The 14,641-nt window shown below is 72.7% G+C and carries 11 protein-coding genes and 1 pseudogene; 4 read left to right on the top strand and 8 right to left on the bottom strand.

The genetic code is table 11. The features are described 5' to 3' along the window. The first annotated feature begins 171 nt into the window (after window positions 1–171). Entirely contained in the window at window positions 172–666 is a 495-nt protein-coding gene (locus GL259_RS20255; protein WP_159534779.1) for an LURP-one-related family protein, read from the top strand. A gap of 203 nt (window positions 667–869) precedes the next feature. Here the strand turns inward: GL259_RS20255 and GL259_RS20250 are convergent, their stop codons facing one another. Continuing rightward, window positions 870–1,685: a carbon-nitrogen family hydrolase gene (locus GL259_RS20250; RefSeq protein ID WP_159534778.1), complete on the bottom strand. Its 816-nt coding sequence runs from the start codon at window positions 1,683–1,685 to the stop codon at window positions 870–872. A 218-nt stretch (window positions 1,686–1,903) separates the two neighbouring features. On the opposite strand from GL259_RS20250, the gene GL259_RS20245 reads away from it, so the two are divergent. After that, window positions 1,904–2,728 (top strand): maleylpyruvate isomerase family mycothiol-dependent enzyme, encoded by an 825-nt coding sequence (locus GL259_RS20245; RefSeq protein ID WP_159534777.1) that lies wholly within the window; start codon window positions 1,904–1,906, stop codon window positions 2,726–2,728. A gap of 106 nt (window positions 2,729–2,834) precedes the next feature. Here GL259_RS20245 and GL259_RS20240 read toward each other — a convergent pair whose 3' ends face one another. Both GL259_RS20240 and GL259_RS20235 read right to left on the bottom strand, forming a co-directional pair. Then, a complete protein-coding gene (locus GL259_RS20240) occupies window positions 2,835–4,145 on the bottom strand; it encodes an MFS transporter (RefSeq protein WP_159534776.1) in 1,311 nt (436 codons plus the stop codon). Then, window positions 4,142–4,795, bottom strand: a complete 654-nt coding sequence (locus GL259_RS20235) for a GntR family transcriptional regulator (protein ID WP_159534775.1) — start codon at window positions 4,793–4,795, stop codon at window positions 4,142–4,144. The genes GL259_RS20240 and GL259_RS20235 overlap by 4 nt, the downstream gene beginning before the upstream one ends. Before the next feature lie 197 nt (window positions 4,796–4,992). Here GL259_RS20235 and GL259_RS20230 point away from each other — a divergent pair, with 197 nt between their 5' ends. Next, window positions 4,993–5,892 (top strand): D-alanyl-D-alanine carboxypeptidase, encoded by a 900-nt coding sequence (locus tag GL259_RS20230; RefSeq protein ID WP_159534774.1) that lies wholly within the window; start codon window positions 4,993–4,995, stop codon window positions 5,890–5,892. A 49-nt stretch (window positions 5,893–5,941) separates the two neighbouring features. Here the strand turns inward: GL259_RS20230 and GL259_RS20225 are convergent, their stop codons facing one another. Beyond that, window positions 5,942–6,964 carry a helix-turn-helix domain-containing protein gene (locus GL259_RS20225; protein WP_208026499.1) on the bottom strand — a complete coding sequence of 341 codons (1,023 nt, stop codon included), beginning with the start codon at window positions 6,962–6,964 and terminating at the stop codon, window positions 5,942–5,944. 109 nt (window positions 6,965–7,073) lie between these two features. Here GL259_RS20225 and GL259_RS20220 point away from each other — a divergent pair, with 109 nt between their 5' ends. Next, entirely contained in the window at window positions 7,074–8,114 is a 1,041-nt protein-coding gene (locus GL259_RS20220) for a saccharopine dehydrogenase NADP-binding domain-containing protein (protein ID WP_159534772.1), read from the top strand. Window positions 8,115–8,252: 138 nt separating this feature from the next. Here the strand turns inward: GL259_RS20220 and GL259_RS20215 are convergent, their stop codons facing one another. The 4 genes and pseudogenes from GL259_RS20215 to GL259_RS20200 all read right to left on the bottom strand — a co-directional run bounded on the left by GL259_RS20215 (window position 8,253) and on the right by GL259_RS20200 (window position 14,362). Then, a complete protein-coding gene (locus GL259_RS20215; protein ID WP_159534771.1) occupies window positions 8,253–9,680 on the bottom strand; it encodes a dihydrolipoamide acetyltransferase family protein in 1,428 nt (475 codons plus the stop codon). 10 nt (window positions 9,681–9,690) lie between these two features. Further along, window positions 9,691–10,668 (bottom strand): alpha-ketoacid dehydrogenase subunit beta, encoded by a 978-nt coding sequence (locus tag GL259_RS20210; protein WP_159534769.1) that lies wholly within the window; start codon window positions 10,666–10,668, stop codon window positions 9,691–9,693. A gap of 1 nt (window position 10,669) precedes the next feature. Continuing rightward, a complete protein-coding gene (gene pdhA / locus GL259_RS20205; protein WP_159534767.1) occupies window positions 10,670–11,887 on the bottom strand; it encodes a pyruvate dehydrogenase (acetyl-transferring) E1 component subunit alpha in 1,218 nt (405 codons plus the stop codon). A gap of 880 nt (window positions 11,888–12,767) precedes the next feature. Continuing rightward, window positions 12,768–14,362 (bottom strand): annotated as a pseudogene (locus tag GL259_RS20200) (protein kinase). Between the last annotated feature and the right edge of the window lie 279 nt (window positions 14,363–14,641).

Below are 14,641 nucleotides of genomic sequence, written 5' to 3'. Positions count from 1 at the left end.
GAAGACCGTCCTCGACGCGATCCGGCGCGCACATACACGTGCGGGGCGCGCCCGTGCCGTCTCGGCTTCCGCACCGGCGCTTCCGCGCGCAGCGGACGGGCACGAGGCGGGGGTCATCCCGTCGGCCCACCGGCGGCGTCGGGGCACGGAGGGCGGGGAAGCCCTGGTGTCATGAGATTCCTCGTACGCGACCGGATCCTCGGGATCGGCGACGACTACTGGATCGAGGACGACCGGGGCAACAGGGTCTTCCTCGTCGACGGCAAGGCCCTGCGGCTGCGGGACACCTTCGAGATGAAGGACGCCCAGGGGCGGGTCCTCATCGACATCCGGCAGAAGATGTTCTCCCTGCGGGACGCGATGGTGATCGAGCGGGGCGGTGAGCCGCTGGCGACCGTCCGGCGCAAGCGGCTGTCCCTGCTGCGCAACCACTACCGGGTGTCCCTGGCGGACGGCGGCACCGAGCTGGACGTCAGCGGACGGATCCTGGACCGGGAGTTCGCCGTCGAGTACGACGGCGAACTGCTCGCGGTGGTCTCCCGCCGCCTGCTGTCCGTCCGGGACACCTACGCCGTCGACGTCGTCCGGGAGGACGCCGACCCGGCGCTGCTGATCGCGGTGGCGGTGTGCGTGATCCACCTGGCGGAGAAGGAACGCGAGGGTTAGGGCCTGTTGTTCGGATCATGCCGCGGACGCGGGGCCCGGCACGCGCGTCCGCGGCGTTGTCGTCACCCGCCGACGCTCCGCGTCGACTCCCTCCCCCGCCTTGCAGCCGCACGCACCAGGCCCCGCTCACGGCGATGACACGTCACCGCCGATGCCCCGCGACCTGATCCACACGACAGCCCCCAGGGCGGAGCCGGGACGGCTCAGCGGCGCGGGCGGTCCAGGCCGAGGACGCGGTCCTTGAGGGCCGGGAAGCGTTCGCGGGTGCCCGCCACCGTCGCCGGGTCGAAGTCGACCGTGAGGACCTGCTCGCCGGGGCCCGCCTCCGCCAGGACCTCGCCCCAGGGATCGACCACGATCGAGTGACCCGCCTGCGGGACCCCCGCGTGCGTCCCGGCCGTCCCGCACGCGAGGACGAACGCCTGGTTCTCCACCGCCCGTGCCCGGGCCAGCAGCGTCCAGTGGGACCGGCGGCGCTCCGGCCAGCCCGCCGGGACGACGAAGGTCTCGGCGCCGGCGTCGACGAGCCCGCGGAAGAGTTCGGGGAAGCGGAGGTCGTAGCAGGTGGCCACGCCCAGGGTGGTGTGCGGCAGGCGCACGGTCACCAGTGCGTCGCCCGCCCCCATCAGCACGGCCTCGCCCTTGTCGAAGCCGAAGCGGTGGATCTTGCGGTAGGCGGCGGCCAGGTCGCCGGAGGGGGAGAAGACGAGCGAGGTGTTGTAGAGGGTCCCCCCGTCCGCGGCGGAGCCGCCGGAGGCAGCGCGCTCGGGGACGGAGCCCGCGTGCAGCCACACGCCCGCGTCGCTCGCGGCCTTGGCCATCGCCTCGTGGGTCGGCCCTTCGAGCGGCTCGGCCTCGCGCCCGAACTCCTCGTAGGCGAAGGCGCCCGTGGTCCACAGCTCGGGCAGCACGACGAGATCGGCCCCGGCCTGGTCCCGGACCATGTCGGCGACCCGGCGCCGACGCGATTCGACCGGTTCGCCCTCGTTCACGGCGACTTGGAGCAAGGAAGCGCGCACACTACCACCGTCCTGGCATTCGGCCCGCGCACACGGGCCTACGATCGTCACACGAAAGCACTGCCGGGGTGCCTCGGAGCAGCGTAACTTGGGGGTCCCCCTTGTTCGAGCGCCGTCGAGAACCTGGGGGCTCCCGAGACGTCCGCCGAGTGCAGCCACCGCCCACTGGCACCGCCGCCACAACCTGCCCGTGTACCGACCGCCGAGGGGTCCCGTTCGTGAGTCTGCATCCCACCCTCCAGCCCTACGCCGACGCCTGGACCCACTCCATCGAAGCGATATCCGAGCTGGTGCAGCCGCTCGTGGAGGCCGACTGGAACCGGCGCACGCCGTGTCCGGGCTGGTCGGTCCGCGACGTGGTCTCGCACGTCATCGGCCTGGACTCCGAGATGCTCGGCGACCCGCGGCCCATCCACACGCTGCCGCGCGACCTGTTCCACGTCACCAACGAGCACCAGCGCTACATGGAGATGCAGGTCGACGTGCGCCGCCACCACACGGCGCCGGAGATGACCGCCGAGCTGGAGTACATGATCATCCGCCGCAACCGCCAGCTGCGCAACGAGTCGCGCGACCCGGGCACGAAGGTCCGCGGCCCGTACGGCACGGACCTCACGCTGGAGGAGTCCATGCGCCGGCACGCCTTCGACGTGTGGGCGCACGAGCAGGACCTGCGCAACGCCCTCGGCCGCCCCGGCAACCTCGACTCCCCCGGCGCGCACGTCGCGCGTGACGTGCTGCTCGCCGAGCTGCCGCGCGTGGTGGCCGAGGACGCGCAGGCGCCGCGCAGCTCCGCCGTGGTCTTCGACGTCCACGGGCCGGTGGAGTTCCTGCGCACGATCCGCGTCGACATCCAGGGCCGGGGCACGCTGGAGACCGCCCCGGCACTGGGCCCGGCCGCCTCCCTCACCCTGGACTGGGAGACCTACGTCCGCCTGGCCTGCGGCCGGGTGACGCCGGAGGCGGTCGCGGACCGCGTGAAGGCGGAGGGCGACCCGGACCTGACGGCGGCGATCCTGCGGCACTTCGCGGTGACGAAGTAGCGCCGGGAGCGCGTCGGCCCGCCCCGGTGGCCGGGGCGGGGCCGCTCCGGCCGGAGCGGGGCCCGGGGGCGGCGGCCCCCGGCACGCCCGCACCGGCGCCGGACGCCTACACGGGCACGTGCACCGTCTCCACCCGGCTGGCGACGAGCCGCTCCCGCTCCCTGCGCGCCGCCCGCCTGCGCAGCCGCAGGATCTGCGTGACGCCCAGCGCCTGGAGCACGAACACGGCCGAGAAGGCGACGGTGTAGTCCTCCCCGGTGGCGTCCAGCAGCACGCCGATCGCGAACAGGGTGGTCATGGAGGCGACGAAGCCGCCCATGTTCGTGATCCCGGACGCCGTGCCCTGCCGCTCCGGCGGGTTCGCCGGACGGGCGAAGTCGAAGCCGATCATCGAGGCCGGTCCGCAGGCCCCCAGCACCGTGCACAGCACCACCAGCAGCCACATCGGCACCGTGTCCGCCGGGTAGGCCAGGGTCACGGCCCACAGCGACGCCGTCGCGCCCACCGTCCCGAGCGCCAGCGGCAGCCGCGCCCCGTGGTGCCGGGCGATGATCTGGCCGTAGACGAGCCCGACGGCCATGTTGGACAGCACCACGAGGGTGAGCAGCTCACCGGCGACCGCCCGGGACAGGCCCTGCGCCTCCACCAGGAACGGCATCCCCCACAGCAGCAGGAACACCATCGCCGGGAACTGGGTGGTGAAGTGCACCCACAGGCCCAGCCGCGTCCCCGGCTCCCGCCAGGAGGCGGCGATCTGGCGCCGTACGTAGGCGGCGCCCTGGTGCGGGACGGGCTCCGGCTCGTGGCCCTCGGGGTGGTCCTTCAGGAACAGCACCAGCAGCACGAACACCACGGCACCGGCGAGCGCGCTGCCCGCGAACGCCGCCGTCCAGCCGATGCCGTGCAGCAGCCGGGCCAGGACCAGCGTGGAGACGAGGTTGCCCGCCATGCCGACCAGCCCCGCCATCTGCGCGACCAGCGGGCCGCGCCGGGCCGGGAACCACCGCGTGCCCAGCCGCAGCACGCTGATGAACGTCATCGCGTCCCCGCAGCCGAGCAGCGCCCGCGAGGCGAGCGCCATGCCGTACGACGGGGAGAAGGCGAACCCGAGCTGCCCCGCCGTGAACAGCACGGCGCCGATGCCCAGCACCTTCTTGGTGCCGAGCCGGTCGACCAGCAGTCCGACGGGTATCTGCATGCCCGCGTAGACCAGCAGCTGGAGGATGGAGAAGGTGGACAGGGCGGAGGCGCCCACGTCGAAGCGGTCGGCGGCGTCGAGGCCGGCCACGCCCAGGGACGTGCGGAAGATGACGGCGACGAAGTAGACCGAGACGCCGATCCCCCACACGGCCAGCGCGCGCCGTCCGCCCGGGGGATCGCCGGGCAGGGTGCCGGCGGCCGCGCCCGTGCCGCTCATCGCACCTCACCCCGGGCCAGGTGGGAGAACCAGCCGACGTGCCGGTGGACCACCTCGACGGCCGCCTCCGCGTCCCCGGAGCGCAGCGCACGGAGGATCTCCTCGTGCTCGGCGAGGGTCTTGGCGATGCGGTCGGGGTGGGAGTGCATCACGGCGACGCCCATGCGCAGCTGGCGGTCGCGGAGCTGGTCGTAGAGGCGGGAGAGGATCTCGTTGCCGCCGCTGCGGACGATCTCGGCGTGGAAGCAGCGGTCGGTGACGGAGGCCGCGGCGAAGTCCCCGGCGGCGGCCTGCTCCTTCTGCCGGGCGAGCAGCAGCTCCAGGCGCTCGATGAGGCCGGGCGGCGCGGGCACGGCCTTTCTGGCGGCGTGCTCCTCGACGAGCAGCCGCGTCTCCACGACGTCGGCGATCTCCTGCGCGGAGACCGGCAGGACGAGGGCGCCCTTCTTCGGGTAGAGCTTGATCAGCCCCTCGGCCTCCAGCCGCAGCAGCGCCTCACGCACGGGGGTGCGCGAGACCCCGACGGCCTCGGCCAGCTCTCCCTCGGTGAGCAGCGTCCCGCCCTCGTAACGGCGGTCCAGGACGCTCTGCTTGACGTGGGTGTAGACGCGGTCGGCGGCGGGCGGTTGCTTCACGGAGGCCACGGTCATGCCGACAGGATAGATACAACACGTACGCATGGAAGCATGCGTCCAGGATGCGGACCGGAAAGTGCCGGAGAAATCACCCCGTCACCCTTACAACCATCCGTGCCGCACACGAGTCGGACTGGTGCGGCCCTTTGTGCGCGGTCGCACCTCAACTCGGCCGGTCCGCACGGCCATCCAAGGTAATCGGGGTAACAGACTTGAAGATCGACATTCAGGGCGTCCGCCTCCGCAGAGCCGTCGGCGCCGCCATGACCACCGGTGCCGTGCTCGCCTCCGGCGCCCTCTACGCCGCTCCCGCACAGGCCGCCGCCGCGCCCACGATCGTCGCCAAGGGCGGCTACGTGATGAACAACGCGAACGGCACGTCGCTGTACACCAAGGCGGCGGACACGCGCCGTTCGACCGGCTCGACGACGAAGATCATGACCGCGAAGGTCGTGCTCGCGCAGAAGAACCTGAACCTGGACGCCAAGGTCACGATCCAGATGGCGTACAGCGACTACATCGTCAGGAACAACGCCTCGTCGGCGCGCCTGATCGTCGGCGACAAGGTCACCGTGCGCCAGCTGCTGTACGGGCTGATGCTGCCGTCCGGCTGCGACGCGGCGTACGCGCTCGCCGACAAGTTCGGCACGGGCACGACGCGGGCGGCCCGCGTGAAGTCGTTCATCGGCAAGATGAACGCGGAGGCGCAGAAGATGGGGCTGAAGAACACCCACTTCGACTCGTTCGACGGCATCGGGAACGGCAGCAACTACTCCACGCCGCGCGACCTGACGAAGATCGCCAGCAGCGCGATGAAGAACTCCACGTTCCGCACGATCGTCAAGACGAAGAAGTACACGGCGAAGACGATCACGAAGACGGGCAGCACCCGCACGATGGCGCCGTGGAACAACACGAACACGCTGCTCAGCAACTACAGCGGCACGATCGGCGTGAAGACCGGCTCGGGTCCGGAGGCCAAGTACTGCCTGGTCTTCGCCGCGACGCGCAACGGCAAGACGGTCATCGGCACGGTCCTGGCGTCGTCCTCGGCCACCCAGCGCGAGACGGACGCGAAGAAGCTCCTGGGCTACGGCTTCGGCAAGATCTGACGCCCGCGCACCCGTGTGACAGGGGCCCACCGGTGCCGGTGGGCCCCTGTCACGTCCGGGCGGCGGCGCCGGTCGTGGTGCGCCCCGCGGCCGGCTCAGGGGCGGTGTGCCGCTCGTCGCCGGGGCCGGGGCGGTTCCTCGAACGGAACGCGCGGCGGTAGGTGTCCGGGGGCACGCCGACCGTGCGGTTGAAGTGCCGGCGCAGCGTCGTGGCGGTGCCCATGCCGACGGCCGCCGCGACGGCGTCGATGCCGTCGTCGGTGGTCTCCAGCAACTCCTGTGCACGGCGGACGCGTTGGGTCAGCAGCCACTGCAACGGGGTGGTGCCGGTCACGGCCCTGAAGTGGCGGCCCAGGTGACGCGGGCTCATCCGCGCCCGGCGGGCCAGGTCCTCCACGGTCAGCGGCCGGTCGAGCCGTTCGAGCGCCCAGGGGAGCAGCCCGGCGAGGGGGTGGTGGTCCGGGGCGGGCACCGGGGTGGTGACGAACTGGGCCTGGCCGCCGTCCCGGTGCGGCGGCACGACCAGGCGGCGGGCGACCGCGTTGGCGACCGACGAGCCGCGGTCGAGGCGGACCAGGTGCAGGCACAGGTCCATGGCGGCGGCCTTGCCGGCGGAGGTGAGCACCCCGCCGTTGTCCACGTAGAGGACGTCCGGGTCCACCTCGACCTCCGGGTGGCGCTCGGCCAGGACCCGGGTGTGCGCCCAGTGCGTGGTCGCGCGGAGCCCGTCCAGCAGGCCGGCGGCGGCCAGCACGAAGGCGCCCGTGCACAGGGAGACCAAGCGCGCGCCCGCCTCGTGGGCCGCGCGCACCGCGTCGACCAGCTCGGCGGGCGGGGCCTCGTCGACGTCGGCCCAGCCCGGGACGATCACGGTGTCGGCACGGGGGAGCCGGTCGAGGCCGTGGTCGGGTTCGAGCAGGAACCGGCCGGCCCGCACCGGGCCCGGCCCGCAGACCACGAGGTCGTACCAGGGGCCCGTCACCCCGGCCGGGGCGGAGCCGAACACCTCCAGCGCCAGGGCCAGTTCGAAGTGAAGCATCCCGTCGGTGACGGCCAGCGCGACAGTGTCCACGTCCGGAATTGTACGGGGCGTGTCGTTCCGGACACTCGTGCGGGGCGCCCGCCCCCGCCAGGATGGTCGCCACGGAGCAGGACGGATCACCGGAGCAGGGGGAGCACTCATGGCGGCGGGTCTCGGGGTCGTGGTGTACGGCGCGTACGGACACACCGGGCGCTTCGTGGTGGAGCGGTTGCGGGAGCGCGGGTTCGTCCCGGTCCTCTCCGGCCGCGACGCCGACAGGCTGAAGGCACTGGCGTACGGCACCGGGTCGGCCGTCCGCCCGGCGGCGGTCGACGACCCCGCCTCGCTCGACCGGGCGCTGGCCGGCGCGGCCGCCGTGATCAACTGCGCCGGTCCCTTCGCCACGACGGCCGCCCCCGTGATCGAGGCGGCACTGCGCGCCGGGATCCCGTACGTGGACGTGGCGGCCGAGATCGAGGCCAACGTCGACACGTTCGCGCACTTCACGGACCGCGCCCGCGCCGCGGGAGCCGTGGTCGTCCCCGCGATGGCCTTCTACGGCGGCCTCGGCGACCTGCTGATCACCGCCGCGATGGGCGACTGGACGGCGGCCGACGAGGCGCACGTCGCCTACGGGCTGAGCGGGTGGCACCCCACCGCCGGGACGCGCGCCGCCGGCGCGGTCTCCCGGCAGCGGCGGGACGGCCGGAGCATCCGCTACCGCAACGGGCGGCTGGAGTACCACCGGGACGACCTGCCCACCCTGGAGTGGCCCTTCCCCGACCCGATGGGTCCCCGGGCCGTCGTCGGGGAGTTCACGATGGCCGACGTCGTCACCGTGCCCAGCCACCTGTCCGTCCCCGACGTGCGCACCTACATGACGGTCGAGGCGGCCCGGGACATCGCGGCCCCGGACACGCCGGAACCGGCCGCGGCCGACGAGCACGGGCGGTCCGGTCAGACCTTCCTCGTCGACGCGGTCGTGCGCTCCGGCGGCGGCGAGCGGCGCGCCGTGGCACGGGGCCGGGACATCTACGCCGTCACCGCGCCGCTCGCGGTGGAGGCGGTCGACCGCATCCTCACGGGACGGACCAGGACGACCGGAGTCGCCTCCGCCGGAGAGGTCTTCGACGCGCCCGGCTTCCTCCGCGCGCTGTCCCCGCACATCGACCTGGAACTGTTCTCCGGGGAACGCTCCTGAGCCCTCCCGGGGGGGCGGGGCCGGGGAGGTGTCTCCGGTGCGCGTGCTCCGTCGGGGCCGGGCCGGTCACGGCAGGAGGGGCGCCGCAACACGGGTTGCGGCGCCCCTCCTGTGCCGGGCCTCACCGGCCCGCGGGACTCACGCCCAGGTGATCAGGCGCTTCGGCTGCTCCAGGATCGCGGCCACGTCGGCCAGGACCTTGGAGCCCAGTTCGCCGTCGACGAGGCGGTGGTCGAAGGACAGGGCGAGCGTGGTGACCTGACGGGGCTTCACCTTGCCCTTGTGGACCCACGGCTGGGGCTTGATCGCGCCGACCGCGAGGATCGCGGACTCGCCGGGGTTGAGGATCGGCGTGCCCGTGTCGACGCCGAAGACGCCGACGTTGGTGATCGTCACCGTGCCGCCCTGCATCGCGGACGGGGAGGTCCTGCCCTCCCGGGCCGTGGACACCAGTTCGCCCAGGGACTCGGCGAGCTGGGGCAGCGTCTTGGCGTGGGCGTCCTTGATGTTCGGGACGATCAGGCCGCGCGGGGTGGCCGCCGCGATGCCCAGGTTGACGTAGTGCTTGACCACGATCTCCTGGGCCGCCTCGTCCCAGGAGGCGTTGATGTCGGGGTTGCGCCTGATCGCGACCAGCAGGGCCTTGGCGATCAGCAGGAGGGGGTTCACGCGCAGGCCCGCGAACTCCTTGTCCTCCTTCAGCTCCTCCACCAGCTTCATCGTGCGCGTCACGTCGACCGTCACGAACTCCGTGACGTGCGGCGCGGTGAACGCCGAACCGACCATCGCCGCGGCCGTGGCCTTGCGGACGCCCTTGACCGGGATACGGGTCTCGCGGGCGGTGTCGTACGCCACCGGCGCGGGAGCCGCCGCCGGGGCGGGGGCGGGCGCCGGGACCGCCGGCTGCTCCGGGGCCGGGGCCGCCGGCGGGGCCGCCACCGCCGCGTGGACGTCCTCGCGGGTGATGATGCCGTCCGGGCCGGTCGGGGTGACCGTGGCCAGGTCGACGCCGAGGTCCTTCGCCAGCTTGCGCACCGGCGGCTTGGCCAGCGGACGCTGCTGCGGAACCGGCTCGGCGACGGGCGCCGGCGCCGGGGCGTGGCCGTTCAGTTCCGTCTGGACGGCCGCCGCCGCCTGCCGGGCGGGCATCTCCGGTGCGGCCTTGCGCGGGCGGCGGCGCGTGGAGGACGTCGCCACGCCGTAGCCGACCAGTACGGGCTGGCGGCCCGAGCCCTCGGCCTTCGGCTCCTCGGGCGCCTGTTCCGGCGCGGCGGGGACGGGTGCCTCCGCCGCGGGCGCCGCGCCGCCCGCGACCTCCACCGCGATGATGGACGTGCCCACGTCCACCGTGGTGCCCTCGGGGAAGCGCAGCTCGCGGACCACACCGTCGTAGGGGATGGGCAGCTCGACGGCCGCCTTCGCCGTCTCGACCTCGCAGACCACCTGGCCGTCGGTGACCGTGTCACCCGGCTGGACGTACCACTTGAGGATCTCGGCCTCGGTGAGGCCCTCGCCCACGTCCGGCATCTTGAACTCGCGTACGGACGCGTTCGTCATCGTCGTCACGACCCTCTCCTCAGTACGCCAGCGAGCGGTCGACGGCGTCCAGCACCCGGTCCAGGTCCGGGAGGTAGGACTCCTCCAGGCGGGCCGGCGGGTACGGGGCGTGGTAGCCGCCCACCCGCAGCACCGGGGCCTCCAGGTGGTAGAAGCAGCGCTCCGTGATCCGCGCGGCGATCTCCGCGCCGGAACCGAAGAACACCGGCGCCTCGTGGACGACGACCAGGCGGCGCGTCTTCTCCACCGACGCCTGGATCGAGTCGAAGTCGATCGGGGAGACCGAACGCAGGTCCAGCACCTCCAGGGAGCGGCCCTCCTCGGCCGCCGCGTCCGCGACCTCCTGGCACAGCTTCACCATCGGGCCGTAGGCCGCCAGCGTCAGGTCGCCGCCCTCGCGCACCACGCGCGCGGTGTGCAGCGGGCCGGGGATCGCCTCGGTGTTCACCTCGGCCTTGTCCCAGTAGCGCCGCTTGGGCTCGAAGAAGATCACCGGGTCGTCGCTCTGGACGGCCTGCTGCATCATCCAGTACGCGTCCGACGCGTTGGAGGGGCTGACGATCTTCAGGCCCGCCACGTGCGCGAACAGCGACTCGGGGGACTCGGAGTGGTGCTCCACCGCGCCGATGCCGCCGCCGTAGGGGATGCGCACGACGACCGGCAGCTTGACCTTGCCCAGCGAGCGGGCGTGCATCTTCGCGAGCTGCGTGACGATCTGGTCGTACGCCGGGAAGACGAAGCCGTCGAACTGGATCTCCACCACCGGGCGGTAACCGCGCAGGGCCAGGCCGATCGCCGTGCCGACGATGCCCGACTCGGCGAGCGGGGTGTCGATGACGCGGCTCTCGCCGAAGTCCTTCTGCAGCCCGTCCGTCACCCGGAACACGCCGCCGAGCTTGCCGACGTCCTCGCCCATGACGACGACCTTCGGGTCCGCGTCCAGGGCACGCCGCAGCGACTCGTTGATCGCCTTGGCCAGGGCCATCTTCTCCGCCATGTCACTTACCCCCGTCTTCGTCCGCGAACGACGCCTGGTAGGCGGCGAACTGTGCCCGCTCCTCGTCGACGAGGGCGTGTCCGTCCGCGTAGACGTTCTCGAAGATGGCGAAGTGGTCCGGGTCCGGCATGGCACGGACCGCTTCGCGCACGCGTTTGCCCAACGCCTCGCTCTCGGCCTCCAGTTCCTCGAAGAACCCCTCGTCCGCGTGGTTCGAGGCCTCGAGGTAGCGGCGAAGGCGCAGGATCGGGTCCTTGGCCTCCCAGGCCAGGCGCTCCTCGTCACCGCGGTAGCGGGTCGGGTCGTCGGAGGTGGTGTGCGCGCCCATGCGGTAGGTGAACGCCTCGACCAGCGTCGGGCCCTCGCCGGCGCGGGCCCGCTCCAGGGCCCACTTGGTGACGGCCAGGTTCGCCAGCACGTCGTTGCCGTCCACGCGCACGCCCGGGAAGCCGAACCCCTGCGCGCGCTGGTACAGCGGCACGCGGGACTGCTTCTCGGTCGGCTCGGAGATCGCCCACTGGTTGTTCTGGCAGAAGAACACCACGGGGGCGTTGTAGACCGCGGAGAAGGTGAAGGCCTCGGCCACGTCGCCCTGGCTGGAGGCACCGTCGCCGAAGTAGGCGATCACCGCGCTGTCCGCGCCGTCCTTGGCGACGCCCATCGCGTACCCCGTGGCGTGCAGGGTCTGGGAGCCGATGACGATCGTGTACAGGTGGAAGTTGTTGCCGTTCGGGTCCCAGCCGCCGTTGTTGACGCCGCGGAACATGCCGAGCAGGTTGGTCGGGTCCACCCCGCGGCACCAGGCGACGCCGTGCTCGCGGTAGGTGGGGAAGACGTAGTCGTCGTCGCGCAGCGCCCGGCCGGAACCGATCTGCGCCGCCTCCTGGCCGAGCAGCGAGGCCCACAGGCCCAGCTCGCCCTGGCGCTGCAGGGAGGTGGCCTCGGCGTCGAAGCGTCGGGTGAGCACCATGTCGCGGTACAGACCGCGCAGCTCCTCGGCGGTGATGCCGTCGACGTACTTGTCGAACTCGGCGTTCTTGACGCGCCTGCCCTCGGGCGTCAGCAGCTGGACGAGGGCGGGCTCGGCGCTCTTCCCGGCGTCCTTCCGGGCGCCGGCGGCCTTCTTCGTGGTGCTGGTGGTGCGCTTGGTGCCGGTGGTGCCGGCCTTCGTTCCGGCGCTGCGTCGCGGTGTGCGCGCGGCAGTGCTCTCCACGGTCACGTGTGCTCCTCCGTCGGTCCGGCCCCCGGGGTTGCCGGTAGGCCAGTGCGGCTCACCTGTTCTCGACCACCGGGCACGGGGTAGGTGCCGCTCGACCGGGAACAGGCGTGACAGGTGCCCCGGCGAGCGCCCTGCAACAAGCACGTTACCCAGTGCTCCACATATCTGTGAAACCTCCTCTGACCTGCGTTTTTGCTTGGATTTCCAAGTAAATCGGCAAGGCCTGGAAGCGCGCTGGTCACAGCCTTGCAGGAGGCCGGAGCAACGGCACGTTATCCCGGTCACCCCGGACACGGGAAGGGTTGAGCCCCGCGATCGGCGTCGATTCGAGCACGCTCGGCGACCGGGAACGACCGTATGTGACAAGACGCAGCTCAGGGGCGCGCGGGATCGCCCCGACATCTTCCGCGTGTCGCGCCTCCGTGGACCACCCCCGTACCGAACGCGTCCCCGCCGGGCGCACCGCTGCGCCTGCCACGACCTGTTACGGCGCGCCACGGTCCGCCGCGGCGGTGCACCGGCCGGCGTCCTGCGTGCGGGGCTGCGGCGGGGCGGGGGCGCGGGGACTTCCACCCGTTCGACGTGCTCCACCGGGGGAGGCGCCACCCGGGCGGTGGCGGCGGTGCGCCGGACGGGGGGAACGGGTGGGAACGCCTCGACGGCTTCCGGGTGCTCCGCCGGCACCACGAGCGCGGCGGCACCCGCACGGCTCCCGGCCGCCGCGGCACCGCAACACTGCGGCACCACGGCACCGGCGGTGCGGTGGCCCCGGGAGCACGACGCGGCGCGTTCAGGGGAGCGCTCGCCAGGGGGATGGTCCGCGAGAGGGGTGATTCGCGGAGGGAGAGGGACCGACGCGGCCGGGCCGACCGGCCGCGCGTCAGCCGCCGATCCCGTCGCCGCCCTCCGAGCCGCCGTTGGTCGAGCCCTCGATCACCCCGGTGCCGCCCGTCGGAGGGGGCGACTGGGTCTCGGGATCCGTCGGCGTCTGCGGTTCCGAGGGCTCACCGCTCGGCTCGCCCGTCGGCTCGTCCGTGGGCTGGTCCGTCGGCTCCTCCGTCACCGTCTGCGGCGGCGTCTGGGACGGCGTGTACGACTGGTTCCAGTCGCCGCCCGTCCCCGTGCCGGTGCCAGGGTCCGTGCCGGGGTCGGTCGGCTCCTCGGTCTCCTCGTCGCTCGGGGACTCGCTGGGCTTCTCCTCCTCGGTGGTCTGCGAGGTGGTCGGCGACTTGGTGGTGTCGCCCCCGCCACCGCCACCGCCGCCGCCGCTGTTCAGCGCCAGCGCGACGCCCGCCGTGATGGCGATCACCGCGAGCACCGCGAGGATCCACAGCTTGCCGCGTCCGCTGCCCTGGTTGCCGTTGCCCTCGAAGCCGCCGTCGTCCCCGCCGCCGTACCCGGTGGGCAGGATCGGCTGCGGGATCGCCGCCGTGCCGGAGACGTCCGGGTGCGGCATCACGGTCGTGCCCGCGAAGCCCGCCGCCGGGGTGTGCCGGCCCTCGTGCGTGTCCACCGGGCCGGTGTTCCAGGTGCCGGTGTGGCCGCCCTGCTCGTAGAGCATCTGCAGCGCGTACTGGACCAGCCCGCGCATCTCCTCGGCCGTCTGGAAGCGGTCGTCGGGGTCCTTGGCGAGGGAGCGCATGACCAGCCCGTCCAGCTCCGGCGGGCAGGCGTCCGAGGCCTCCGACGGGGCGTGGGGATGTCCTGGACGTGCTGGTAGACCACCGACAGCGGCGTCTCACCGGTGAAGGGGGGCCGCAGCGCCAGCAGTTCGTACATCAGGCAGCCGGTGGCGTACAGGTCGGAGCGGTGGTCGACGGCCTTGCCGAGCGCCTGCTCCGGCGAGAGGTACTGCGGGGTGCCCATGACCATGCCGGTCTGCGTCATCGTCGTGGACGCGCCGTGCAGCGCGCGGGCGATGCCGAAGTCCATCACCTTCACGGCGCCGTTGTGGGTGATGATGACGTTGGCCGGCTTGATGTCGCGGTGCACGATGCCGTGCTGGTGCGAGTAGGCCAGCGCCTCCAGGACGCCCGAGACGATGATCAGCGCCTGCTCGGGGCCCGGCGCCTCCGCGTTCATCAGCAGGTCGCGGATGGTGCGGCCCTCGACCAGCTCCATCACGATGTACGGCACCGACTGGCCGCCGACGGCGTCCTCGCCGGAGTCGTACACGGCGACGATGGCATGGTGGTTGAGGCCGGCCACCGACTGCGCCTCGCGCGTGAAGCGCGCCTTGGACACCGGGTCCTCGGCGAGGTCGGAGCGCAGCAGCTTGACGGCCACCGTGCGCCCGAGGCGCACGTCCTCGGCCGCGAACACCTCGGCCATGCCGCCCCGGCCGAGCCTGTGGGTCAACCGGTACCGGCCGTCGCCGACAAGCCCGCCGTTACCCCAGTTGTCCGGCGCGTCCGACATGCCGCCGCCAGTCGCCTCGGGGTCGGACGGGCCCTGAGCGCGCTGCTGCTGTGCCATCAGTCCTCGCCGTCGTTTCTGCCCGCGGTGCGCGCGGTGTTGTTACGGTCTCCGTCGGCCACGCTACAGCCTCCGCGCAAGCCTCCGGTCCGGGACGGGTCGCCAGGACCGGCACGAGACGGACCGGTCATCAAACCCGCACTCCGTACTGTCGTGCAAATTCTGTGTACCGGCCGCACGACCCCTGTAACGCTTCCGCGACGCTTCTTTCGCGTACGGTCACGGAACGGGCACCGCGCTTGACGTGTCAGTGCCCTGGGGCAGACTTGGCCGGGAATA

This window comes from Streptomyces sp. Tu 3180, from assembly GCF_009852415.1.
Taxonomy (GTDB): Bacteria; Actinomycetota; Actinomycetes; order Streptomycetales; family Streptomycetaceae; genus Streptomyces.
This window is presented reverse-complemented; position numbering and strand designations above follow the sequence as displayed.

What these genes read in the sequence shown, in the direction of transcription:
- GL259_RS20255 (WP_159534779.1), top strand. Translation starts at nt 172, where the DNA reads ATGAGATTCCTCGTACGCGACCGGATCCTCGGGATCGGCGACGACTAC.
- GL259_RS20240 (WP_159534776.1), bottom strand. Translation starts at nt 4,145, where the DNA reads ATGAGCGGCACGGGCGCGGCCGCCGGCACCCTGCCCGGCGATCCCCCG.
- GL259_RS20235 (WP_159534775.1), bottom strand. Translation starts at nt 4,795, where the DNA reads ATGACCGTGGCCTCCGTGAAGCAACCGCCCGCCGCCGACCGCGTCTAC.
- GL259_RS20220 (WP_159534772.1), top strand. Translation starts at nt 7,074, where the DNA reads ATGGCGGCGGGTCTCGGGGTCGTGGTGTACGGCGCGTACGGACACACC.
- GL259_RS20210 (WP_159534769.1), bottom strand. Translation starts at nt 10,668, where the DNA reads ATGGCGGAGAAGATGGCCCTGGCCAAGGCGATCAACGAGTCGCTGCGG.